The 23,107-nt window shown below is 59.6% G+C and carries 19 protein-coding genes; 8 read left to right on the top strand and 11 right to left on the bottom strand.

Annotation, left to right across the window (positions count from 1 at the left end):
* Positions 1-23: 23 nt before the first annotated feature.
* Together JK208_RS05630 and JK208_RS05625 are read right to left on the bottom strand one after the other, a co-directional pair.
* Positions 24-1,460 carry a cytochrome c gene (locus JK208_RS05630; RefSeq protein ID WP_211574810.1) on the bottom strand — a complete coding sequence of 479 codons (1,437 nt, stop codon included), beginning with the start codon at positions 1,458-1,460 and terminating at the stop codon, positions 24-26.
* Positions 1,461-1,494: 34 nt separating this feature from the next.
* Complete coding sequence (locus tag JK208_RS05625) at positions 1,495-3,768, bottom strand: PQQ-dependent dehydrogenase, methanol/ethanol family (RefSeq protein ID WP_211574808.1); 2,274 nt, start codon at positions 3,766-3,768, stop codon at positions 1,495-1,497.
* A 464-nt stretch (positions 3,769-4,232) separates the two neighbouring features.
* Between JK208_RS05625 and JK208_RS05620 the strand changes: the two genes are divergently transcribed.
* Positions 4,233-4,679 (top strand): methylated-DNA--[protein]-cysteine S-methyltransferase, encoded by a 447-nt coding sequence (locus JK208_RS05620; protein ID WP_211574806.1) that lies wholly within the window; start codon positions 4,233-4,235, stop codon positions 4,677-4,679.
* A 91-nt stretch (positions 4,680-4,770) separates the two neighbouring features.
* Here the strand turns inward: JK208_RS05620 and rho are convergent, their stop codons facing one another.
* From rho to JK208_RS05605, 3 genes are all read right to left on the bottom strand, one after another.
* Positions 4,771-6,072 (bottom strand): transcription termination factor Rho, encoded by a 1,302-nt coding sequence (rho, locus tag JK208_RS05615; protein ID WP_211574804.1) that lies wholly within the window; start codon positions 6,070-6,072, stop codon positions 4,771-4,773.
* Positions 6,073-6,348: 276 nt separating this feature from the next.
* On the bottom strand, positions 6,349-7,878 hold the full coding sequence (locus JK208_RS05610; RefSeq protein WP_211575216.1) for a GMC family oxidoreductase: 1,530 nt from the start codon (positions 7,876-7,878) through the stop codon (positions 6,349-6,351).
* Between the two features lie 14 nt (positions 7,879-7,892).
* The gene (locus JK208_RS05605; RefSeq protein ID WP_211574802.1) at positions 7,893-8,540 is read right to left on the bottom strand and encodes a gluconate 2-dehydrogenase subunit 3 family protein; all 648 of its coding nucleotides are present in this window, start codon (positions 8,538-8,540) and stop codon (positions 7,893-7,895) included.
* Between the two features lie 167 nt (positions 8,541-8,707).
* On the opposite strand from JK208_RS05605, the gene sucB reads away from it, so the two are divergent.
* The 4 genes from sucB (at position 8,708) to JK208_RS05585 (ending at position 14,513) form a co-directional block, all read left to right on the top strand.
* Positions 8,708-9,808: a dihydrolipoyllysine-residue succinyltransferase gene (gene sucB / locus JK208_RS05600; protein ID WP_211574800.1), complete on the top strand. Its 1,101-nt coding sequence runs from the start codon at positions 8,708-8,710 to the stop codon at positions 9,806-9,808.
* A gap of 114 nt (positions 9,809-9,922) precedes the next feature.
* Complete coding sequence (locus JK208_RS05595) at positions 9,923-10,933, top strand: L,D-transpeptidase (protein WP_211574798.1); 1,011 nt, start codon at positions 9,923-9,925, stop codon at positions 10,931-10,933.
* Between the two features lie 143 nt (positions 10,934-11,076).
* Complete coding sequence (locus tag JK208_RS05590; protein WP_211574790.1) at positions 11,077-13,341, top strand: TonB-dependent receptor; 2,265 nt, start codon at positions 11,077-11,079, stop codon at positions 13,339-13,341.
* Positions 13,338-14,513, top strand: a complete 1,176-nt coding sequence (locus JK208_RS05585; RefSeq protein ID WP_211574788.1) for a histidine-type phosphatase — start codon at positions 13,338-13,340, stop codon at positions 14,511-14,513. Before JK208_RS05590 ends, JK208_RS05585 begins: the two co-directional genes overlap by 4 nt.
* Before the next feature lie 77 nt (positions 14,514-14,590).
* On the opposite strand, the gene JK208_RS05580 is transcribed toward JK208_RS05585, so the two are convergent.
* From JK208_RS05580 to JK208_RS05570, 3 genes are all read right to left on the bottom strand, one after another.
* The gene (locus JK208_RS05580; protein ID WP_062032594.1) at positions 14,591-14,977 is read right to left on the bottom strand and encodes a DUF3597 domain-containing protein; all 387 of its coding nucleotides are present in this window, start codon (positions 14,975-14,977) and stop codon (positions 14,591-14,593) included.
* A 75-nt stretch (positions 14,978-15,052) separates the two neighbouring features.
* Positions 15,053-16,348: an adenosylhomocysteinase gene (gene ahcY / locus JK208_RS05575; RefSeq protein WP_062107190.1), complete on the bottom strand. Its 1,296-nt coding sequence runs from the start codon at positions 16,346-16,348 to the stop codon at positions 15,053-15,055.
* A 94-nt stretch (positions 16,349-16,442) separates the two neighbouring features.
* Entirely contained in the window at positions 16,443-16,805 is a 363-nt protein-coding gene (locus tag JK208_RS05570) for a hypothetical protein (protein ID WP_211574786.1), read from the bottom strand.
* A gap of 242 nt (positions 16,806-17,047) precedes the next feature.
* On the opposite strand from JK208_RS05570, the gene JK208_RS05565 reads away from it, so the two are divergent.
* Positions 17,048-18,112: a transporter gene (locus tag JK208_RS05565; RefSeq protein WP_099285912.1), complete on the top strand. Its 1,065-nt coding sequence runs from the start codon at positions 17,048-17,050 to the stop codon at positions 18,110-18,112.
* A gap of 82 nt (positions 18,113-18,194) precedes the next feature.
* Here JK208_RS05565 and JK208_RS05560 read toward each other — a convergent pair whose 3' ends face one another.
* From JK208_RS05560 to mutY, 3 genes are all read right to left on the bottom strand, one after another.
* Entirely contained in the window at positions 18,195-19,886 is a 1,692-nt protein-coding gene (locus JK208_RS05560; protein ID WP_211574784.1) for an alpha-keto acid decarboxylase family protein, read from the bottom strand.
* Positions 19,887-20,461: 575 nt separating this feature from the next.
* Positions 20,462-21,100 (bottom strand): hypothetical protein, encoded by a 639-nt coding sequence (locus tag JK208_RS05555; RefSeq protein ID WP_211574782.1) that lies wholly within the window; start codon positions 21,098-21,100, stop codon positions 20,462-20,464.
* Positions 21,100-22,158, bottom strand: coding sequence for an A/G-specific adenine glycosylase (gene mutY, locus JK208_RS05550; protein ID WP_211574779.1), 1,059 nt, complete (start codon positions 22,156-22,158; stop codon positions 21,100-21,102). The genes JK208_RS05555 and mutY overlap by 1 nt, the downstream gene beginning before the upstream one ends.
* A gap of 10 nt (positions 22,159-22,168) precedes the next feature.
* On the opposite strand from mutY, the gene JK208_RS05545 reads away from it, so the two are divergent.
* Together JK208_RS05545 and JK208_RS05540 are read left to right on the top strand one after the other, a co-directional pair.
* Complete coding sequence (locus JK208_RS05545; protein ID WP_062032570.1) at positions 22,169-22,714, top strand: DUF721 domain-containing protein; 546 nt, start codon at positions 22,169-22,171, stop codon at positions 22,712-22,714.
* Between the two features lie 113 nt (positions 22,715-22,827).
* A partial coding sequence (locus tag JK208_RS05540; RefSeq protein WP_211574777.1) for a hypothetical protein occupies positions 22,828-23,107 on the top strand: 280 nt, incomplete at its 3' end.

Raw genomic sequence — 23,107 nt, 5'->3', positions numbered from 1 at the left:
GACTGTCAGAGAGTGGGAAACGCTTACTGTGCGTTGTCCACGCCCGTGTGGGTCTGCGGAGAGAAGGTCCAGCCTTCGCCGTAAGGCTGCGGCATGTAGGCCATCCAGCCCCTGCTGGAGACGTTCCAGCCAGCCGTGGAGACCGGTGCTCCCGTCGTACGCAACTTCTGCATATCGGCAGCGGATACGGTTCCCGGTGCCTTGTTGCCCCAGCCCTTGCGCATGAAGTTCACGACATCGGCCATCTGCTGGTCGGTGAGGTGGTTCTTGAAGCCGGGCATGGCAATGGCGGACGGTGCCGTGTTGGTCGGGGGCAGGATGCCACCGAAGGCCACGACATTGGCGAGCGACGTCGGATCATCCGTCAGGACGACCGGGTTGCCAGCCAGCGGCGGGAACATGCGGTTGACGCCCGTACCATCGTTCATGTGGCAAAGGGCGCAGTTGTGCAGATAGACTTCCGCACCGGCGTTGCCCTGAGCACCCTTGTCCAGCAGGGCGGTCGTCTGACCGTCATCCTGGCCGAGGTTATTGCCTTCCGGAACGGCCGGCATGCTCTTCAGGTACTTGGCCGTGGCGCGCAGGTCGTCGTCTGTCCAGTGCTGCGTGCTGTAGGCCACCACGTCGGCCATGCCACCGAAGACGGCGGAGTGGTCGATACGGCCGCTCTTGAGGAAGGTGACGATGTCATCTTCAGACCAGCGACCCAGGCCTGTGTCGCTGTTGCTGCGCAGGCTCGGGGCGATCCAGTTGTCGATCGGTGCACCGCCGGACAGATAGACGTTGCCGCCGCTCGTTCCGTAAGCCTTGAGCTGCATTGCGAAGCCGCGGGGCGTATGACATTCGCCGCAATGGCCCGGACCGTCGACGAGGTATTCGCCGCGTGCGACTTCCGGATCACTGATGCTCTTGTCTTCGCCCGGCGTCATGCTCGGAACGAACATGGCGCGCCACAGGGCCAGCGGCCAGCGCATGGAGAGCGGCCAGCTGATGTCCGGTGCCTTGTTGGCAAGGGCGACCGGCTTCACGCCATGCATGAAGTAGGCATACATCGAGCGGATGTCGTCGTCGGACAGACGCGCGAATTCAGGATAGGGCATTGCCGGGTAAAGCGTTGCACCATCCTTGCGGATGCCCTTGCGGATGGCCTTCGTGAAGTCCTCAAGGGTGTAGCTGCCGATCCCGTGTTCCGGGTCCGGCGTGATGTTGGTCGAATAGATCGTGCCGATCGGGCTCTTGATTTCCAGACCGCCCGCATAGGGCTGTCCGTGCAGAGCCGTATGGCAGGCGATGCAGTCTGACAGGCGGGCGACATATTCGCCACGCTTGATCAGGGCTTCATCAGCGTCCTGGGCATGGGCGGCGCCGAACGACACCGCCATGAGGCCGATTGCGGCCGCGAATTTCCATCCCTGTTTCATCTCAGATACCAGCCTGTCGCGAATTGATGCATTGAGCATGTCACGTGCCTCCTTTTACCGTAACGGTCGCCCGTTACGGATGGTCCGCCGTTGCAGGCTCAACCGGACCCTGGGGTACGTTGAGGAACTGGTCGTTGGGGACGCCCTGCTTGTTGTCGCGGGCTTTCACTTCGTCCTCATAGGACTCGTTGGACCGCTTCACGAGATAGTTACGGATGTCTTCAATCTCGGCCGGGGACATGGACGTGTCGAAGCGATCCATGCCGTAGGCGGTCAGAGCGCCCTTAGCGACGAGCTTGTAGAACTTCTCCTGTCCGCGGATCGCACCGGACCAGCGCAGGTCAGGCAGAACGCCACCCGAGATGCCGTTGTCGCCATGGCAGGCGGCGCAATACGTCTGGAACTGGAAATAGCCGTTCTTCGTACGGGCTTCATCCCACTTCTCAGGCGGCTTGACCGGCAGGAAGCCGAGTTCGTTCTTCGGCGGCAGTGCGTCCTTGCCGTCCAGCGCGAAAGCAATCACGCGGGAATGGTTGACGGTCCAGCCGGATGTCCGGGCCACGCCACCGAGGAAGAACGGATAGATGCCGCCCCAGCCCACTTCCACCGCGACATACTGCTTGCCGTTGGCGGTATAGGTGATGGGAGGCGCGATGATGGCGCTCTGTGCCGGGAAGCTGAAGAGATCCTTGCCGTTCGTAGCGTCGTAGGCATGGAAATCGCCGGTTGCGAGGCCCTGGAAGAGGAGACCACCACCCGTTGCGAGCAGACCGCCGTTCCACGGACCCTTGTGGTCAACCCGGAAGGCTGCCTGCTGCTTTTCCGGATCCCAGGCCAGAATCCAGCCCTTCAGATCCTTCAGGAACTGTGCCTTGTCGGCCTTGTGCTGCGGATCGGCGTCGTCGAACAGGCCGATCTTGTTCATGTCCAGCCCAAGATTCCAGCTGTCATGATGGGCCTTGAAGCCACCCTTCTGCGGATCGTAGAGGAACGGAACCTGCTGGGCGGGGATGTAGACCAGCTTCGTCTGCGGGCTGTAGGCCATGGAGGCGAAGTTATGGCCGCCCAGATCACCCGGAATGCCGTACCAGGCCTTGCCCGTCAGCGTCCACAGAGCGTCAGGCACGTAGTTCGGACGGCCCGTGACAGGGTCCAGACCATTGGCCCAGTTTTCGTAGGTGTAGGGCTTGCCCGAGATGAATTTTCCGGTCTTCGCATCGATGATGTAGAAGAAGCCGTTCTTCGGGGCATGGACGATCACATGGCGCATTTCGCCGTTGACCGGCATGTCGAGCGTCATGATCTGCTGGACCGAGGTGTAATCCCACTGGTCCATCGGCGTTTCCTGGAAATGCCAGACGTACTTGCCGGTATCCGGGTTGATCGCGACGATGCTGCCGAGGAAGAGGTTGTCGCCCTTGCCTTCGGAGCGGAACTTGTAGTTCCAGGGCGAGCCGTTGCCGACGCCGAGATAGACGAGGTCCGTCACGGGGTCATAAACCAGCGAATCCCAGACGGTACCGCCGCCGCCCTGCTGCTTCCAGGCGCCGCCCTTGCCCCAGGTCGGATAGGCCTTGGACATCAGGATGTCGTCGGAGGCTGCGCCGTCGGGCTTGTTGTCGGGGTTCGGAACCGTGAAGAAGCGCCAGTCCATCTTGCCGGTTTCGGCGTCATAGGCCGTCACGAAGCCACGGGCACCGAATTCGGCGCCGCCGTTGCCGATGATGACGCGGCCCTTGGCGATGCGCGGTGCGCCGTCAACCGTATAGGAGCGCTGGTGGCCGAGCTGGGCTTCCTTGGGGATCGTGTAGACGCTCCAGACCAGCTTTCCGGTCTTGGCGTCGAGAGCGATCAGACGTCCGTCGAACGTGCCGAAATAGACTTTGCCGTTCCAGTAGGCAGCACCGCGGTTGACGGAGTCACAGCAGCCGCGATCGGCGATGTTACCCGGAACCTTGGGATCATAGGCCCACAGGAGCTTGCCGGTCGCTGCATCCAGCGCCTTCATCTTGCTCCAGTTGGTCGTGGCGTACATGACGCCGTTCACGACCAGAGGCGTGCCTTCCTGACCGCGGTTCGTATCCAGATCGTAGTGCCAGGCGAGCTTTAGCTGGCCGACATTGTCCTTGTTGATCTGGTCGAGCGGGCTGAAGCGCTGCTCGGAATAGGAGCGCCCGTAGGACATCCAGTTTCCGACATTGCCGCCGTTATCGGCACTTGTAATTGCTGCGCCCGTATCTTCCTGCGCAAAAGCGACGGGAACAGCAGCTGAGAGTGCCAGTACGGCTGCGCAGCTGAGAAGGCGCTTTTTCGTAACCTTGATCGGCGTCAGTAGACCAGAAGTCATGATCCAACTGTCCTTTTTGTAAAGACTGTTTCCGCTGTGATATTCTGGACCTATGCAGTCTTGAAAGGGGCAGGGGAAAATCCTGTCCTCTCAATCCAACGATCAGTACCAGACACCGCCAGCATGAGAACTTACTGACCCTATTTTATTGTTTAAGACAAACACGGCTTCTGACGTTTCCGTGAGGGATGGGGCGTAGTGATCCTGAAACGGGCTATGATGTGGTTCGGGGAATGATTACACAGGCGTTCCGGATAACGTCCTGTCGCGTTTCTGATACAAAAAAGGGCAGTTTTCCAACACATTACAGAGTATTGCTGGAAAGCCTACTGAAGTGGTACAATATGTTTATTTTGCATATTGGGGTTAATCGATATGCACAAATCGCATGGCTAAAAAGCATCGGTCTCAATGGCAACACTGCCGGATTGACGGTTTTGAGCCGCTCGGGCACCGTGTCGTTCATGCCACAGCTATCCTGCCACTCACCTTTCGGGGCCCTTACCATCAGTGAAGATGAGGGCCAGATCGTCGCTCTGGACTGGGGTTGGGGGCGCGATCAGGAGGAGACTCCACTTCTTCTGAAGGCCCGCGATCTTTTGGAGCGCTATTTTGATGGGGAATCGGTCGATTTCGACACGCTGCCCTATCGTCCTTACGGGACTCCGTACCGCCAGAAGGTCTGGGACGCGTTGCGCCGGATTCCCTACGGCAAGACCCGGACTTATGCGGATATCGCGGCCGAGGTCGGCGGGTCTGCGCGGTCGGTTGGTGGGGCGGTTGGAGCGAATCCGATTCCGATCCTGATCCCCTGTCACCGTGTTGTTGGTCGAGCGGGGCTTGGCGGATATTCGGGGCTTGGCGGCACCGCGGACAAGCATGCCATGCTGCATCTGGAAGGCGTGCTGTAACCGGCAGGTTTTCCCGTCATTCCGATAGACCGGACAACAAAAAAGGGGAGCCGGAGCTCCCCTTTTTCATGTCGGCCGTGCTGATTCGGGATCAGTTGTTCATGGCGTCGAAGAAGTCCTGATTGGATTTGCTGTATTTGAGCTTGTCCAGCAGGAAGTCCATGGCGTCCATCGTGCCCATCGGGGCGAGGATGCGGCGCAGGACCCACATCTTGGACAGCTCGGCGCGATCGACCAGCAGTTCTTCCTTACGCGTGCCCGACTTGGTGATGTCGATGGCGGGGAAGGTGCGCTTGTCGGCCAGCTTGCGGTCCAGAATGAGTTCGGCGTTACCGGTGCCCTTGAACTCTTCGAAGATCACTTCGTCCATTCGCGAGCCTGTGTCGATCAGGGCTGTTGCGATGATCGTCAGTGAGCCACCTTCCTCGATGTTACGCGCGGCGCCGAAGAAGCGCTTGGGGCGCTGCAGGGCGTTGGCGTCCACACCGCCGGTCAGTACCTTGCCCGAGGAGGGGACGACGGTGTTGTAGGCGCGGGCGAGACGGGTGATGGAATCCAGCAGGATGACCACGTCGCGCTTGTGCTCGACGAGGCGCTTGGCCTTTTCCAGCACCATTTCCGTCACCTGGACGTGGCGGGTTGCCGGTTCGTCGAAGGTGGAGGAGACGACTTCGCCGCGCACCGAGCGGGCCATGTCCGTCACTTCTTCCGGGCGTTCGTCGATCAGAAGGACGATCAGGAACACTTCGGGGTGGTTGGCGGAGATGGACGCTGCGATGCTCTGGAGCATCACGGTCTTGCCGGTGCGGGGCGGGGCGACGATCAGGGCGCGCTGGCCCATGCCGATCGGCGTCACGAGATCGATCACGCGTGGGGTGTAGTCGCGCTGGTCTTTCTTGCCCTTGCCGCGCGGAGAGGATTCCGTGACGGCGGCTTCGGGCTGTTCGACTTCCATCTTCAGGCGACGCTCGGGGTAGAGCGGCGTGAGGTTGTCGAAGTTGATGCGGGTCCGGACGGTTTCCGGCGCCTCGAAATTGATGGTGTTGACCTTCAGTAGCGCGAAATAGCGCTCGCCGTCGCGCGGGGCGCGGATCTGGCCTTCAACCGTGTCGCCCGGGCGCAGGCCGAAACGGCGGACCTGCGTGGGGGAGATGTAGATATCGTCGGGGCCGGGAAGATAGTTGGCTTCCGGGCTGCGCAGGAAACCGAAGCCGTCCGGCAGGATTTCGAGCGTACCTTCGCCGTAGATCGCCTGATCGCGCTCGGCAAGGGCCTTGAGGATGGCGAACATGATGTCCTGCTTGCGCATGGACGAGACGTTCTCGATCTCCAGTTCCTCTGCGTAATCCAGAAGGTCGGCTGGGGATTTTTTCTTGAGTTCGGCAAGATGCATGAAAGACGCGCCTTGATGTGCCGGTAGTGGCAGACCTGATAGGGGGAGGGATGCGCGACCGTACAGAAGGCGGGGCTACTGAACGGGAACTGCTTGTGTCAGGCGGTGATCTGTGAGGATTTCGCAGGACGATGGAAGCAGGAAGCATCCGTAAGGAAAGGGAGACCGGGTGACAGGACGCCACCGGAAAGTCGTCCTTCGCTTACCGGAGCGCGCAAAGCAGTGTCAAGACTGCTGAGCATGCTCCGGATCACTTTGATCTATGTCAGATTTCAATCAGGCCTTCAGCATGGCCTCCGCAGTGCGGAGGGAGAGCGCCATGATGGCCAGGGCCGGGTTGGCGGCGGCGGCGCTTGGGAAGATCGAATGATCGGAGATCCACAGATTGTCGATATCAAAACTGCGGCCCACCGGATTGACGACATTGCTGTCGGCGTCGGTGCCCATGCGGCAGGTGCCGATCATGTGGGCGGCGCGGTCGATGACGCGGATATCCTTTGCGCCGACGGCTTCCCACATCTGCGTCAGCAGGCGGGCGGCATGGTGGTGCATGGCCCATTCATTGGAGCCGTAGGAATGTTCGATCAGCGGTTTGGGAATGCCGAAAGCATCTTTTTCGTCCGAGAGCGTGACGCGGTTTTCGGGGCGGGGCAGGCATTCGCCGTTAATGCCCATACCGGCGGAGCGGTTGTATCCGGCGAGCGCACGCGCGAAGGCCGGGCCGCGTGTTGTGGTGCTGCGGGCGAGGTTCTGGCCCCATGTTGCGGGCATCATGCCCAGCGACTGAACGAGGTAGCCGCCGACGAAATCCGCGTCTTTGGGGCGCATCATGTCTTCGGTGATGGTCAGGGACGGGTAGCCGCGATTGGGGCGGATATCTTCGTCGAACTCGCCCCAGACCTGTGTGGAGACATGGGTCATGTAGTTCTGGCCGACCTGACCGGAGCTGTTGGCGAGGCCGTTGGTCAGGAGCAGGCGCGGGGTTTCGACGGCACCGGCGGCGAGGACGAGGGTCGCGCATTTCTGGCGGTGTTCGACGCCGTTCTGGCGATAGACCACACCGGTCACGCGGCCGGAGCTGTCGCGTTCGATTGTGTGGGCGAAGCAGCCGGGGCGGAGTTCGGCACCATAAGCGACGGCCATGGGAAGCCATGTGTTGTCCGTGCCTGACTTGGCGCCGTTGCGGCAGCCCTGATGGCAGGCTCCGCAGTTTGCGCAGGCATGGCGGGTGCCGAAATGCGGCTGTTCGATATCGCGCGTGATGAGGGCAGCGGGGCCGTCTGCGTGGCGGAGGCCGAGTGCGTCACAGCCTTCGCGCATCTTGAGTGCGGCGGAATTGGCTGGCGGTGGGGCGTAGGCGTAGCGGCGCTCCGCGTCCCAGGGGTAATGGGCGGGGCCGGAGACGCCGATGAAGGATTCCACGCGCTCGATATAGGGGAGCAGTTCGTCCAGACCGAAGGGCCAGTCCACGCCCTTGCCGGTTTCGGTGTGCAGGTGGAAGTCGCGGGCGTCCATGCGCGGCATGAAGGCACCGTAATGGAGCATGGAGCCGCCGAGGCCGGTGCCGCTGTTATTGCCACCGAAAGCCTGCGGGTTTGTGCCTGCGGAGAGGCGTTCGTGCAGCCAGTACAGTTCGCGGGCAGCCACTTCGTCGGGCGTGTGTCCCGTGGCGGGGAAAGCGGGGCCGGCTTCCAGCACCACGACGCTTTTGCCGTTGCGGGCGAGTTCTGCGGCCAGCGGCGCACCACCGGCACCGCTGCCGATGATGAGGGCATCGACGATGTCCGTTTCGGCGAATGTCTTCATGACGGTCGTACTGCTCATTCGCTGGAGTCTGCCATCTGGAGAAGGGGGGCGGTGGCTTTGGGTTCAAAGGACTCGCGGCTGTCGGGGCCAACGTTGGTGAAGCCCTGAAAGACGGCATCTCCGCCGGTGAGGCTGGAGGAAATGCCGAGGGCCTGCTGGATGCGCGGGTCGCTCATGAGGCAGTCCACGACCTCGCCACGCAGGTCTCCAGACCAGCGTTTCATCTGGGAAGCCGTGAGGCGGCCGTCGCGTTCGAGACCGATCTGTCCGTCCATGACGGCGTCAAGCAGGGTGCCGCGCAGGTCCGCGGCCAGATGGATGAAGGCGAGTCCGTGCTGTTCGGCTGCGACGTCGTCGAGCGTCAGGAGGGCGGATTCCCAAGCTTCGGCATCGGGCGGGAGGTCCGCGAAGCGCCAACCGTCGCGGGGGCCGGAGAGCGCGGCGTCGATCCGGGCTGTCATGGCGATGTCGGTGGCGGGAGGCAGGATCTCGTCCAGTGGGAGCAGGACGGGCAGCAGCGCGTCTAGGACGGCATAGGCCCGAAGCGACAAGGTGCACGGCTGTGCGGTGGAGACCGAAAGCCGCGATGTCAGGATCTCGCGGGTGCGAGTGGAAAGATGATCGGAGTCCAGAATTTCAGGACGGTCGGGCGGGTGGGACATTGCGGCCTCCTGTGTTTTGGTTTCAAAGTCCGGCGACGGGGATGGTTCCGCCTCCCGCTGGGAACGAAGATGCAGTATCCTACATTCTTAACCTTTTCCGGACAGAGTGCCGGGTACGGCACAGACATTTCCCCGCTTCGCGGCGGGACGCAAGACAGGGAAGCAGCATGACGGTCGAAATCAGGGTTCCGGCGCTTGGAGAAAGCCTGACGACTGCGACTGTCGCGCGGTGGCTTAAAAACTCCGGCGACTATGTGCAGCACGACGAGACCATCGTGGAGCTGGAGACGGACAAGGTCAGTGTTGAAGTGACCGCGCCGTCCGCCGGGCGTCTGGAAGACTGTGTGGCGGTGGGCACGGAAGTCGAGATCGGCGGGTTGCTCGGGGCTGTGGATGAGACGGCGGAGGCACCGGCTGTGCCTGAACCTGTCGCGGCTGAACCGGCTCCTGTTCCCAAGGCTGCGGCTCAGGAACCTGTCGCATCCCCTGCGCGCGTCACGCCTCCCGCTCCGGAAGCGCCGAAGCCCGTTTCTGTCGCACCGGCCCCCAAGCTGTCTTCGCATGAGGCGCGGGAGCGTCGGGTTCCCATGAGCCGTCTGCGTCAGACGATCGCGCGGAATCTGAAGGCGGCGCAGAACACCGCGGCCATTCTGACGACGTTCAACGAGATCGACATGTCCGCCGCCAAGGCGCTGCGGGCGGAATACAAGGACGAGTTCGAGAAGAAGCATGACGGGGCGCGTCTGGGCTTCATGTCCTTTTTCGCGCGGGCCGTGGTGGGTGCGCTGAAGGATTATCCGGCGATCAATGCGCAGATTGAAGGCAATGAGATCGTCTATCGCGATTTCGTCAATCTGGGCATTGCGGTGGGGACGGAGCGCGGGCTGGTGGTGCCGGTGCTGCATGACGCCGATCAGATGAGCTTTGCCGAGTTGGAGCGTCGCATCGCGGATTATGGCAAGCGGGCGCGGACGGGCGGGCTGAAGCTGGAGGAACTGTCGCACGGGACGTTCTCAATCACGAATGGCGGGATTTTTGGATCGCTGCTCTCCACGCCGATCCTGAACACGCCGCAGTCGGGCATTCTGGGGATGCATGCCATTCAGGACCGTCCGGTCGTGCGGGACGGGCAGATCGTGATCCGGCCGATGATGTATGTTGCGCTGTCTTACGATCACCGGATCGTGGACGGACGGGAAGCGGTGAGCTTCCTCGTCCGAATCAAGCAGCTTGTGGAAGATCCGAGGCGCCTGCTTCTGGATCTGTGATGCCTTTTGCGTGGCTGCTGCGTTGAAGACGTTCCAGTCATGCCGAACGCCGGACAGGTTCCTGTTCCCTCGCGTTCTGTCTGTTGTTCCGAACCCGAGGATGGTGCCCTGAAGATGCGTGATGTTTCCAGACTGACGCGGTTTGCAGTTCTGTTATGTGCGTCCACAACAATGATTGTGGGGTTGGCACCGCTGGCGGCCTGTGCGCGGCCGGATGGCGCGGGCCCCGAACTGTCCGGCCATCAGCCGGATACGACGCCGTCTCTGGGGGTATCGGTTCCGCCGCCAGCCAGCAATCCGCCGACCGATACACCACCACGGCCCGATCTGGCACCGCCGCCTCTGGATATTCCGGATCTGCCGGTTGTGTCCGATGAGGCCGCGCGGGAGGAGGCGTCGCGTCTTGCTGTGCTGATGAAGCATAATATCAAGGGGTTCAGCACCTATACGCCCGAACGCCGCCGGGCGTTCCTGACGCTTGCAAAGGAGCAGGTGACACAGGCGAACATGCCTATTTCGCGGCCGCAACTCATTATGGTTGTGGATCGCAACGAGCAGATCCAGCATCTGGATTACGTTCTGGCATTACCGGATGCGCCGTGGGAGTCTCTTGGGGGGACGCCGGTTTCAACCGGGACGACGGGGCGTAAATATTATTACATTACCCCGGTCGGTGTTTTTCAGAACACGGCGGACCGTCTGGGCTACCGGGCGGAAGGCACCAAAAACAAGAACGGCATCCGTGGCATCGGCGCGAAGGGATCGCGCGTGTGGGACATGGGGTGGCAGACGGCGATGAAGGGCTGGCTGCCGCGACATGAAACCGGGCAGATCCGGCTGGAGATCCATGCGACGGACCCGCAGTTTCTTGAATGGCGTCTGGGGCATCCGGCGTCGGAAGGCTGCATTCGTATTCCGGCGACCATGAACAAGTTCATGGATCATTATGGCTTGATTGATGCTCTCTATGAACAGGCTGCGAGCTACGATCAGCGTTTTCAGGCATTGCTGCCTAAAGATCGGCAACCCACGCCGATTGCGGGAGATTTGGTGGTTGTGGTGGATTCAGGACCACTAACTGAACCGAAGATTGACCCTATTGCAGATAAAAGGCCGTTACCGTAAATATAAAATAAGAAATATTTCAAAATAAGTATGAAGATTTGAAGTAAAACGTGTGAATGTTTTATTTCAAGAACGGTAAAGCGGTTTTCCTGACCTGAAGCCTTCCGTATGGAGTGCGCGCCAATCACTGGAGCCCACTCCCCATGACGTTCAAGATGCGTAACCATATCCTGCTTTCCGGGTGCTTTGCCGGTGCCCTGTTTCTGGGAGGAGGCGCGCAGGCTGATGTTCCTGATGCAAAACAGAAAAAGCATGAGGAGCATAAAAGCAGAAAAGAAAAAGACGCGATGCCCAGTGTGGAAAATCTGACCGTTCTGGGTCATGCGGCGCGAATTGCGCCTGCGACAGTTCCGCTGGACATTACGGAGCCGACATCAAAAATTCAGTCCGGCTTTCTGAGCAACAACATTATTCCGCTTGCCAGCATCGACGACATTATCCGCTTTCAGCCGAGCGTTTATTCCCAAAATCCTAACGGTCCCGGAATGGGTAAGGCAGAGGCGATGAGCCTTCGTGGTTTTCAGGACGGTCAGTATAACATGACGTTCGACGGCATTCCGTTTGGCGATGCTACCGATCTGCATCACACGACATCGTCTTTGTTTATTTCGCATTTCCTTGGAGAGGCGCAGATTGATCGCGGTCCGGGAACGGGCTCGACGATCGGTAATGCCACCTTTGGTGGCACGATGGGTTTCACGTCCAAGATGCCTCCGGCCAAGAGGGGGGTGTCGCTGTATGGGACCTATGGCAGCTTTAATACGCGTGCAGGCGGTATCGAATTTGATAGTGGCAAGACGCGCTTTGGTCGTGCATTTCTCGATATGCAGCATGAGGAAACGAACGGATATCTGACCAATTCGGCAGAACGCCGGAGCAATCTGATGTTCAAAGACGTGATTGACCTTGCGCCTGAGACGACGCTGACATTGGAGACGACCTATAACAAGGAATGGCAGTTTACGACGCAGGGCGCGACGCTCGCGGAATATGCGAAATACGGAAAGAATTACGGGCTGTGCAACGACTCGTCTAAGCAGTGTTATTATGGATATAACCCCAGCACCTACACGTCCGATTTTGATTACGTCAGTCTGAAAAGCCGTCTTGCGTCGTGGCTGACGATGGAGAACCAGCTTTATACGAGCGGTTTTGAGCATGATTATACGGAAAGCACGGATGCCAGCCAGACGAGCACGGCTGCGAACGGGGTGACGTTCTATAATACGGCCGGGAAGAAGGTGGCGACCTATGCCAATGATATTCCCGGGAAATATGCGGACGCCAAATTCCGTTCCTATGGCGATACGTTACGATTTAAAGCGCATACGTCTTACGGGGATGTTCTGTTCGGTGTGTGGGCGGATGTGCAGAAGGATCGCCGATACACCTATGCACTCGATCTGAGTAAAAATGCGATACCGGTTCCGTCCAAAACAGGGTCGGCTTACAGTTATGATATTTCGGATCTGAACACGACCATTCAGCCCTATCTTGAACTGGATATTCACCCCTGGAAAGGGGCAGTTATCAAGCCGGGTGTGAAATATTCCATGTTCACAAGGGACTATGATGCAGCCATTAACAAGTCCACGAAGGTGCCGCTGAATGATACGCAGCATTATGGATCCTGGCAGCCATCCATTGCGATCAATCAACGGATTATGAAAAACTGGAGCGCTTATGCGCAGATCGCGCGAGGCTTTCTGGCACCTCCAATGTCGGTTTTCCAGGTGAAGTCGGTTGGAAACGTGAAGCCCGAAACGACACTGAATTATCAGGTGGGGTCGGTCTATCACGGCAAGAACTGGATGCTGTCACTGGATGGATATTATATCGATTTTTCCAATTATATCGCATCCGCACAGATCAAGGTTGATGGTATCGGAACCACGTCTACATACGTGAACAGTGGCGGCGCGATTTATAAGGGGATCGAGCTTGAGGGGCAGTATGTCATTGGATATGGCTTCTCGCTTTACGGCAATTACAGCGTAAATGATGCGCGCTACAAACATAGCACCGTGCGCGTTGCGACGACGCCGGATTCACTGGCATCGTTCGGTCTGCTTTATGAAAATCCGAAGGGGCCGTATTTCTCGCTGATGGGGAAATATGTCGGGCATCACTGGGGGCTGGACAGTACCACAAATGCGGCTGGAAATGCTGTGTTTGAAAACCAGTACAAAATCCACAGCAATGTGACTGCGGATCTGGCACTGGGGTGGCGCATTCATAATATCGGTGGTTTCATGCGCGACGTGACGCCGAGCCTCAAGATTTCCAACCTCTTCAACAATCGCTCCATCAGCGATTTTGCGGGCAACCAGTCTTATGGTGATGCGCCGCTTTACTGGCGCCTGGCCGGGCGCAGCGTCTTCTTCAACATGACGGCGACCTTCCCGTGAAAAAGACGCATTCTATTCTTCTGTGGGCCTTGTTCCTGACGGGATGTTCGGGGAGTGCTTCCGTGCCGTCGGGGCCTGTTCTGGAAAAAGTCGTGCTGCTGTCGCGGCACGGGATCCGCAGTCCGACGGCGTCTGCAACGGCGTTGCGGGAGAAGACCGGTTTCAACTGGCCTGAATGGTCTGTCGCGCCCGGAGAAATGACGCCGCATGGGGCTGTGGCGCTTGGGGCCATGGTTCAGGCTGTCCGGACGCATTATATGGGTCTCGGGTTTGATCCGTTACGATCCTGTTCCAATAGCGTGCGGATCTGGGCGGATGGCGCGGATCATCGGACGCAGCAAACCGGGGGGGTCTGGGCGCGTGGTTTGGCTCCGGACTGTCATGTTTCTGCGCAATGGCAGGAGCATGGGCCGGACCCAGTGTTCAATGCCATTTCGGCTGGACGCGCGGTGCCGTCGAAGCAGGAGACGGAGCAGGCGTTTGCCTCCATGCTGCCTGTCTCGAAGCGTTCGGATGTTCGGGGTGGTTTGCAGGCTTTGCAGACACTGATGGCGCCCGGCGCGTGTGATGGTGTTGCGCATACGGCGTGGTGTCTGAGCGACGATGCGGTGCTTGAATGGAAGAAAGGCGCGCCGCGTCTCTCGGGAGGGGTGGCGACGGGTGGCATGGCGGCGGAAAGTCTGCTGCTGCTGTATTCAGAGGGCTTTGCAGAGGGTGTTTTCGGGTCTGCGAAAGCGGATGTTCCGGGGCTGCTGAAAACCGTTCTGCCGGTTCATGAAGCAGAGAGCCGGATGTTGCGACGTCTGCCTGTTGTGGCGGCGGCGCGTAACGGGGTGATGGCCGAGAGCGTCCGGGCGTTTCTGGCGGACCGTTCGGTGACGGAGATTCCGGGTGTGACGGATTCCACGCGGCTTCTGGTTCTGGCGGGGCACGATACGAACCAGGATGCGCTGGCGGCGATTTTCGGGCTGTCATGGACGTTTGACGATCAGCCGGACAGCACGGCGCCGGATACGGTTCTGGCGTTCGAGCAGTGGCGTTATCCGGACCGGCATATTGAGGTCAGGGTGCGGATATTCCATCAGTCTCTGGAGGAACTGCGTGCGGGGCAGGCGTCCTGGGTGGAGCGTTCGATGCAGACGCTTGAGCCGGGGAATGCGATCCTTCCCTGAGATCAGCGTTTCATAAAAAAAGCCCGGCTGGTGACAGCCGGGCTTTTTTTATGGTGTCCGTGCGGACTGGACGCGGATCAGTGCGTCCAGTCAGCCGGAACCTTGCCGCCATTTTTGGCCAGCTCGGCATAGACCTGCTTGATGAGCCAGACGTTCATCGTCGCGGTGTCGTCCGTGCTGCCCGAATAATGCAGCTCACCGGCCAGTTCCTTGCGGGACTGGAGCGAGCTGTCGAGGCCGAGCAGCTTCAGGAGGTCCACGATGGAAGTCTTGTAGTTCAGCGGCTGGCCTGCATTTGCGGCCAGACCGGACAGGACGGCGTCCACATCCACGGGCGCTGCTGCCGGGGCTGCTGCTGCGGTGGCCGGAGCTGCGGCTGCTTCAGCCGGAGCGGCTGTGGTGGACGGTGTGGCGGCTTCTGCATGTCCGAAGATCTTGGACATGATCGTGCTGAAAAGACCCATGAGTGTAACTCCTGTTGGTTAAGGAAATCCGGAAAGGGCGCAACCGGGGTTCCGCCCTTCCTGATCCGCCTCGTCTTAGTAGCGGTATTCTTCGTGCTTGAACGGACCGTTGACGGGAACGTCGATGTAGTCCGCCTGTTTCTGTGACATTTTGGAAAGTTCTGCGCCGACCTTCGCGAGGTGCAGGGCAGCGACCTTCTCGTCCAGAGACTTCGGCAGGGTGTAGACCTTGACTTCGTACTGGCCGGGCTTTGCCGTCCACAGTTCGATCTGCGCCAGGGTCTGGTTGGTGAAGGATGCGGACATCACGAAGGACGGGTGGCCCGTTGCGTTGCCCAAATTCACCAGACGGCCTTCGGACAGAAGGATGATGCGGCGGTTCGGAGCCAGTTCGATCTCGTCGACCTGCGGCTTGATGTTGTTCCAGCGATAGTTGCGCAGGGCTTCGACCTGAATTTCGCTGTCGAAGTGACCGATGTTGCAGACGATCGCGCGGTCTTTCATCTCACGCACATGGTCGATCGTGATGATGTCGACGTTGCCGGTGCAGGTGACGAAAATGTCGCCGCGAGGGGCTGCGTTTTCCATCGTGACGACTTCATAACCTTCCATGGCGGCCTGAAGAGCGCAGATCGGATCGACTTCTGTCACGAGCACGCGGCAGCCTGCGTTACGCAGGGAGGCAGCGGAGCCCTTGCCCACGTCACCATAACCGGCAACCACGGCGACCTTGCCAGCCATCATGACATCCGTGCCGCGACGGATCGCGTCCACGAGGCTCTCACGGCAGCCATACAGGTTATCGAACTTGGACTTCGTGACGCTGTCGTTCACGTTGATGGCCGGAACCTTCAGCGTGCCCTTCTTGGACATTTCCCACAGACGATGCACGCCGGTCGTCGTCTCTTCGGAGATGCCGCGCACGTCCTTGAGCATTTCGGGGTACTTGTCGTGCATCATGATGGTGAGGTCGCCACCATCATCGAGGATCATGTTCGGCGTCCAGCCATCGGGACCGTGGATGGTCTGCTCGATGCACCAGTTGAACTCTTCTTCCGTCAAGCCCTTCCAGGCGAAGACGGGGATGTTCGCTGCGGCGATGGCGGCGGCGGCGTGATCCTGCGTGGAGAAGATGTTGCATGACGACCAGCGGACCGTGGCGCCGAGGTCGATCAGCGTCTCGATCAGAACGGCGGTCTGGATGGTCATGTGCAGACAGCCGGCGATGCGGGCGCCCTTGAGCGGCTGTGTGTCCTTGTACTCTTCGCGAAGAGCCATCAGGCCCGGCATTTCGCCTTCGGCGATGGAGATTTCCTTGCGGCCCCAATCTGCCAGAGTAATGTCGCGAACCTTGTAATCCTGCGTCGTCATGAAATGGCCCTTGCTGCCCATCTTTGGATGGCTGCCTGTATAAAGGCTTGGTGGACCCGCGCAAAGGGCGGGCCCGGCAATAGGCTTTTACCTCTTATTCCGGCGCGGACGTCTTGCTTGGGGCGGACGTCTTTTTATGCGTGTGATGGTGCTTGCCGGGAAGCGTGTGTACGTCCTTCTGGTTCGACGGGACGGGACCGGTTTCGTTCGTGCTGCGGGTCATGGGGCTGGGGGCTGCGGGAGCGGGCTGGTCCGGCTGTTCCGTTATGGTGCGCGGGTTGGTCGGCAAGGCGTTGTTCGGCTGGCTGATTGTGGAGTTCTGCGCTTTCTGGATCGCGGAGGTTGAGGTCTGTGGCTGATCGTTGCTGGGTGCGCTGACAGCCTGAGCCATTGCAGGAGCGGCGATTGCGGTGCCGAGCAGAAGGCTTGTGGCGAAAAATGCTGTGCGGATGGACATGGATATTCCTTTCCGGAGGAGCGTGCCCGTATGTCGGGGCAGACTCATTGCGATATGGTGTTTTAACTGTCTGTTTGGGATGGAGTTGCATTTCCGTGACGGTTTGGGTGCGGAAATACGGGTATATTGCGTCTGTATGCAGGGCATGCGAGAAGCCGGAGAGGGCGTGTCGCCCTGTCGTTTCTGTTGAACCTGCATGCCGGTTCTGCCGGTCCTGAACCCCCTGAAAACAGGAGGATGTCGTGTCAGACAGCACTGCCTACAACTTCCCCTTCACGGTTCTGGACCCACAGCATCAGGAAACCGGCGCGCCTGCGTTCGCAAACGGGCTTGTCTGGGCGGTGCATGCCGTTCCGGGGCAGGAACTGCGGACGCTGGGATCGGCTGAGGTGGAGGCGCTTCTGGCGCCGGGACGTCCGCTTGAGAATGAAGGCTGGTACTGGCTGCATTTCGATACGGTGCACAGTTCGGCGCGGGGGTATGTCGCACATCTGCCGGATCTGCCTGAAGATGTTTGTGCCATGCTGGCCGAGACGGAATATGGCATTGCGCTTGAGGCGTTCGAGGATCTGATCTGGGGCGCGCTGCCCGCTTTTGACGATGCGCTGTCCGAAGAAGACCGGGAAATCTGTGCCTGGCGGTTTGCGATGCGCCCGGATCTGTTGATTACGACGCGACGCAATCCCATTCCGGTGCTGGGGGCGGCCTATCGCTCCCTGAGGCCGGATCAGATCCCTAGGACGCCTGCAGGGATTATTGACCGTGCGTTGCGGGAATTTACCGGAACCGTTCGACGTCAGCTCGGGCATCTGGATGATGAGCTAGATCGTGCGGAAGATGTGCTCCTGCTGATCGAGCATCGCTCCGATCTGGGGCATCTGGGTAGTATCGTGGGCAAGGTGCGCCGTCGTGCAACCGAGTTGCGCCGGGTTGTGACGCCAATTGACCGCGTTCTGAAAGACGAGGATCTGGATCTTCCGGACTGGGCGGAGGACGAACTCCGGGACCGTGCGGAGCGGCAGGTTCATGCGGCGCTGGACGATCTGATCGCGCTTCAGGACCGTGCGCGGTCGTTGCAGGACGAGCTTGGGTCTAATCAGGCGGAAGAGACCAACCGGCGGCTGTATATCGTTTCCGTCGGGACCACGTTGATGCTGCCCGCGACATTTGTAACCGGCTTCTTCGGGATGAATACCGGTGGGATGTTTCTGGCTCAGGGGTCTTTGGGGACCGTGGAGGCAGGCATTGTCTGTTTCGTCTTCATGAGCGTGACGTTTCTATTCATGAAGGTTGCGCGTCTGCTCTGATGGTTGTCAGGTTTTTATACGGTACAAAAGAAAAACCCCCCGTGTCTGACACGGGGGGTTTTCGTTAGAGACCTGCTTATGATCAGGTATTTTGGGGCTTGCGGGAGTTTGCGGCTGCAACAGCCTTGCCCCACTGGACCAGTGTCTTGGTGCAGTCCGTCCGGTCGAGTTTGCACTCGATGAGGGTCGGGCCGCGGGTGTTCTTCTTGGCCTGGGCGATGGCTTCGGCCAGTTCTTCGCCCGTCGTGGCATGCAGGCCGAGACCGTACTTGCCGCTTTCCTCGCCGGGGACGCCCTGATTGAAGCACTGCATCAGAGCGGCGTAATCCCAGTTCTGGATGTAGTTGTACGGGCCGTCATGGATGGCGATTTCGATGACGTAGCCGTGGTTGTTCACCAGGAAGATGATGACCGGCAGTTCGTAGCGGACCATCTGGGCCACTTCCTGCGCGGTGAGCTGGAAGGAGCCGTCACCGACCATCAGCACATGCTTGCGCTCCGGCGAGCCGGTGGCGTTGCCGAACATGGACGGAACGGACCAGCCGATATGGCCCCACTGCATTTCCGTCTCGACCTTCGCACCTTCGGGAAGGTGCATACGCATGGCGTTGAACCATGAGTCGCCGGTCTCGGCGAAAAGGGTGGTGTTGCCGTCGACCAGTTCGTTGATCTGGCGGGTCATTTCGTCGTTGGTTAGCGGTTTGGCCTGATCGGCCTTCGGCAGGATGACGGGCTTGTATTCGCCGGTCAGAGCTGCGGACTTCTTCGGGGCCTTCTCGCTCAGGGCTTTGACGAATTCCTTGAGGCGGAAGCCGTCGAAGGTCTTGCCGTTGACGGTCACGCGGTCCGGATCGATTTCGAGAACCTTTTCGCCGCGGATGATGCTCTTCCAGCCGCCCGAGGAGTAGTCGTTCCAGACGGGAGCAAGGCAGATCACGGCGTCGGCGCCTTCGATGATCTCCTGCGCACCGGGGCTGCTGACATCGCCCCAGTAAACACCACGGAAGCCGGGATGCGTTTCGGGGAAGTAGCTTTTGGCGGCGGCCATGACCGTCACGGGGCAGCCGAGCTTGTCGGCCAGCTCGACGGTTTCTTTGAGCGCTTCGGCGGCGCGCAGCTTGGTACCGACGAGGATGGCGACCTTGCTGGCCTTGTCGAGGAAGCTCAGGCTCTCGTCCAGAGCGGCCTTGAGGCTGGCTTCGTCGGGGCGTGGGTGGGCGTGCAGGGACGACACCGGACCCGGACGGACACAGGGTGCGGCGGAGAGGTTACAGGCGATTTCGAGATAGGCCGGCTTCTTCTCGCGCAGCATGGTGCGGATGACGTGGTCGATCTTTGCCGGAGCTGTTTCGGCGGAGGTGATGCTTTCGGCGGCGCAGGTGACGTGCTTCGCCATTTCCATCTGGTAGCTGTATTCGGTCGTGCCGATCGTGTGATGCAGGACGTGGCCCGAACCGTGATCGTTGGTGTTTGGCGCACCGGAAATCACGAGGATCGGCAGGTTTTCGGCGTAAGCGCCGCCCAGACCGTTCATGGCGGAAATCGCGCCGACGCTGAAGGTGATGATGGCTGCGGCGGCGCCATTGGCGCGGGCATAGCCTTCGGCGGCGAAGGAGCAGTTCAGCTCGTTACAGTCATAGATCTGCTTGGTGCCGCCCTGTTCGATCATCTGGTCGAGCAGAACGAGGTTGTAGTCACCTGCGACGGCAAAATGATGCTTCAGGCCGATCTGCGTCAGGCGTTCGGAAAGATAATGTCCGACAGTGTAGGTCATGATTTCGATACCTCAAGAGCCATAGGGACGGTCAGATGACTGGATGGTCTGGCGTGCTGACAGGACCATGCAGTCATCTGACCAGAGACAGGCGGATGGCAGGTTGCGGGCTGGTGTCTGAAGCAGGGTTGCGAGGGATGATGTACTGTCAAGGAGAGCGGAAAATTATAAAATCCGGGATAGCGATTGTCTGTCGTTAAATAATGGGTGGGGTAAGACAATAAACGGTCCGGTCCGTTGAGACGGTCCCTGAAAACGGCAAGAAAAGAACCAGTTGGCGACATATCTTCCCATGACAGCCGGAAAACAGACCGGCTTCGTATGAAATACCCGCCTGCTTCAGACGCACAAATGTTTAGAACAAAAATTCTGTCTGTGAAGGACATCGATCAAAAATTACAATTAATTGAAAAAACCCTTTCACGTGAGGGAGAATACAATACAGACAGACAATTTCTGTGAAAATGATAAGGACTGAAATGGTCTTGCTTAGGTATTTTAAATAGCAGAATTTGTTATGGTGTGTCGAATATATAGGAGAAATCTTTCCATATATTTCGTTTATGGGGATATTTTTATACTATTTCTGATTGGGTGGGTGTTTCGCGGGATACGGTAAAATTGACAGGTTGGGCGTCGGCATCCCATGTCAGTGCGATTTTGGCGATGGCGCCTGGCATGATCTGGCCGATCTGGATCAGGGTTGTCGTGTTCAGGAACAAGGGGAGGTTCCTGTCGCCAAACTGGAGCACGAATCCTTGCTGGAGGGTGGGGGTAGGCAGGGCATTCCCCGCGTCGTCTTGCAGTTTTACGGTGTTGGGTTTGAGGATCAGAGACAATCCACGCAACATTTCGACGGTCATGGGAAAGAAAATTTCCCATTCCCCTGGCTTAGGAGCCAAAAAATCTACGGGCTCTGGACCAAGAGGAGAGCTTCTTAGATAGGTGCCGGTCCGCGGAATAAAAAAAACCACGCGGTTTGGGGGGAATTCCTGCATTTCCATTTCTGGAAAAGGGCGGGGCATTGAAACCCGTTTTTCCAGAACCGGACGGCAGGGAAGCTGGAAAGGTAATGGAACGGCGATGCTGAGGCCCGGAAGGCGGCCTTCCTGAAAGGGGGTGCGGTCGAGGGCGTCCCTTACGGAATTATGATCGAGCATCCAGCCGAACCAGTCCATGAACCAGAGGCGGAGTGTCGGAGGGGTCTCAGTCATCATGTCTCCGAAGGCTGTTGGGTGAGGGCCAGACATTTCTTCATGACGCCGGGCAGGGCGGCGCGCTTCGTTGAGCGGAACGTGCCGAAAGAGGAATCGATCCCTGCATTATGGCCCTGTGGAAGGCAAGCCTCATAGACCGTGAGGAACAGGGTGAAATGAGTGAAGACATGGCGGATTTCGCCTCTGCGGGTCCAGTCGGTCAGGCCGGGGGCATGGGCGAGGGCTTCGTCTTCGCTCCAGGGTGTGCTGCGCCAGTCGGTTCCGGGGAGTTCGTCCATGCCGCCCAGCAGGCCTGTGGGAGGGCGGGTTCGCAGCAGGATCTGGCCGTTGGAATCGTGCAGGAGGAAATGTGCGCCGTAGCGGGTGGGGCGTGTCTGTTTGGGCTGTTTGGCCGGGAGTTGGGATGCGATTCCGCGGGCATGGGCGATGCAGGAGGTCTGCCAGGGGCAGGTCAGACAGGCAGGGTTGCGGGGTGTGCAGATCGTTGCGCCGAGGTCGAACAGGGCCTGTGCGAAGTCGGAGGGACGGCTTTGTGCGATAGGATTGGCGTTCAGGAGTGCGGCCTGTTTTGCCAGAAGCGGGCGTGCAGCCGGGAGCGGCTCTTCGGTTGCGTTGAGGCGGGCCGTGACGCGTTCGACATTGCCGTCAACGGGGACGACGGGGCGCCCAAAGGCGATGGCGGCGATGGCGCGTGCCGTGTAGGAACCGATTCCGGGAAGGGTTAGCAACTCTGTGACTGTGTCTGGGAAACCGCCGCGTCCGGAGACGCGTTTTGCACAGGCATGGAGATTGCGGGCACGGGCATAGTAGCCGAGGCCGGCCCAGAGGTGCAGGACGTCTTCGAGCGGAGCCGCCGCGAGGTCCTGAACTGTAGGGTAATGCGTGAGAAAGCGCTCGTAATAGGATATGACGGCTTTGACGGTTGTCTGCTGGAGCATAATTTCGCTCAGCCAGACGGCATATGGGTCTGGACGCTGGCCGGGCAGGCTGCGCCAGGGAAGGGCGCGGCGGTGGTGGTCGTACCAGCGCAGCAGGGCGGATGCATCAGGAGTCACGGGAACGGATATGACGAAGGATCGCGGTTCGGACAAGCGCCCGTTGCGAAATACGGCCCGAAAGAAACCAGCGCAGGAGCCTGATGGCTGGGTTCCCGCGCCTGATCGCAACTGGACGCCGCGCCGTTCGGGCACGAAGCAGATCGGGTCTTTCGTGCAGGCGCTGACACAGCCTGTCTTCAAGAAGAAGCCACCGGTTCTGGCGCGTCTGATGATGGACTGGGCGGATTTTGTCGGTCCGCGTCTGTCCAAACAGACTGAACCGCGCCGTCTGTCGGCGGGAACGCTGACGCTGGCCTGTGCGGGACCGATTGCCATGGAGCTTCAGCATCTGGCGCCGCAGATCATCGAGCGCATCAATGTGGCCTGTGGGCTGCGGGGCGAATATGGGATCGAGCGTTTGAAGATTGTTCAGGATCTGGTGGCGTTCGAACGGCCGACGCCGAAGCGTCCGAAACCGTTGCAGATTGAAGTGCCGGATATTGAGGATGAGGAGCTTCGTCTGGCACTGGAAAGCCTTGGGGGGCATCTGGGCGCGAAGCGGAAGCGAAGGTGACAGAAGTGTTTCACGTGAAACAAGTTGTTTCGTCATGGAAAGGCCCTCTTCCTACACGATCTGGTAATGCCGATATGGAAAACATGATCGGGATTTCCCGCAGGAGACTTGCCATGATCTTCACATACAAACCGGCCGCTGCACTGATGCTGGCCTTGCTGGCGTCCACGATTTCCGTTCCCGCTTTTGCCCAGCATGGGGGCGGCCCGGGCGGAGGTCCGGGTGGCGGAGCCGGTGGATTTCATGGTGGCGGAGGCCCCGGTGGGGGATTCCACGGTGGTGGCATGGGCCCCGGTGGTATGGGCAGGGGTATGAGGCCCGGCGGTATGGGGGGCGGCTTTCATGGTCCGGGCGGCGGCGGGTTCCGCCCTCCCGGTGGTGGCTATCATGGGG

Source organism: Gluconobacter sp. Dm-74, assembly GCF_018256135.1.
GTDB classification, from domain to species: Bacteria; Pseudomonadota; Alphaproteobacteria; order Acetobacterales; family Acetobacteraceae; genus Gluconobacter; species Gluconobacter cadivus.
This window is presented reverse-complemented; position numbering and strand designations above follow the sequence as displayed.

Bases quoted from the DNA above. Each gene is read 5' to 3' on its own strand.
- JK208_RS05630 (WP_211574810.1), bottom strand. From the start codon at position 1,460: ATGCTCAATGCATCAATTCGCGACAGGCTGGTATCTGAGATGAAACAG.
- JK208_RS05625 (WP_211574808.1), bottom strand. From the start codon at position 3,768: ATGACTTCTGGTCTACTGACGCCGATCAAGGTTACGAAAAAGCGCCTT.
- JK208_RS05620 (WP_211574806.1), top strand. From the start codon at position 4,233: ATGCCACAGCTATCCTGCCACTCACCTTTCGGGGCCCTTACCATCAGT.
- rho (WP_211574804.1), bottom strand. From the start codon at position 6,072: ATGCATCTTGCCGAACTCAAGAAAAAATCCCCAGCCGACCTTCTGGAT.
- JK208_RS05610 (WP_211575216.1), bottom strand. From the start codon at position 7,878: ATGAAGACATTCGCCGAAACGGACATCGTCGATGCCCTCATCATCGGC.
- JK208_RS05605 (WP_211574802.1), bottom strand. From the start codon at position 8,540: ATGTCCCACCCGCCCGACCGTCCTGAAATTCTGGACTCCGATCATCTT.
- sucB (WP_211574800.1), top strand. From the start codon at position 8,708: ATGACGGTCGAAATCAGGGTTCCGGCGCTTGGAGAAAGCCTGACGACT.
- JK208_RS05595 (WP_211574798.1), top strand. From the start codon at position 9,923: ATGCGTGATGTTTCCAGACTGACGCGGTTTGCAGTTCTGTTATGTGCG.
- JK208_RS05590 (WP_211574790.1), top strand. From the start codon at position 11,077: ATGACGTTCAAGATGCGTAACCATATCCTGCTTTCCGGGTGCTTTGCC.
- JK208_RS05580 (WP_062032594.1), bottom strand. From the start codon at position 14,977: ATGGGTCTTTTCAGCACGATCATGTCCAAGATCTTCGGACATGCAGAA.
- ahcY (WP_062107190.1), bottom strand. From the start codon at position 16,348: ATGACGACGCAGGATTACAAGGTTCGCGACATTACTCTGGCAGATTGG.
- JK208_RS05570 (WP_211574786.1), bottom strand. From the start codon at position 16,805: ATGTCCATCCGCACAGCATTTTTCGCCACAAGCCTTCTGCTCGGCACC.
- JK208_RS05560 (WP_211574784.1), bottom strand. From the start codon at position 19,886: ATGACCTACACTGTCGGACATTATCTTTCCGAACGCCTGACGCAGATC.
- JK208_RS05555 (WP_211574782.1), bottom strand. From the start codon at position 21,100: ATGACTGAGACCCCTCCGACACTCCGCCTCTGGTTCATGGACTGGTTC.
- JK208_RS05545 (WP_062032570.1), top strand. From the start codon at position 22,169: ATGACGAAGGATCGCGGTTCGGACAAGCGCCCGTTGCGAAATACGGCC.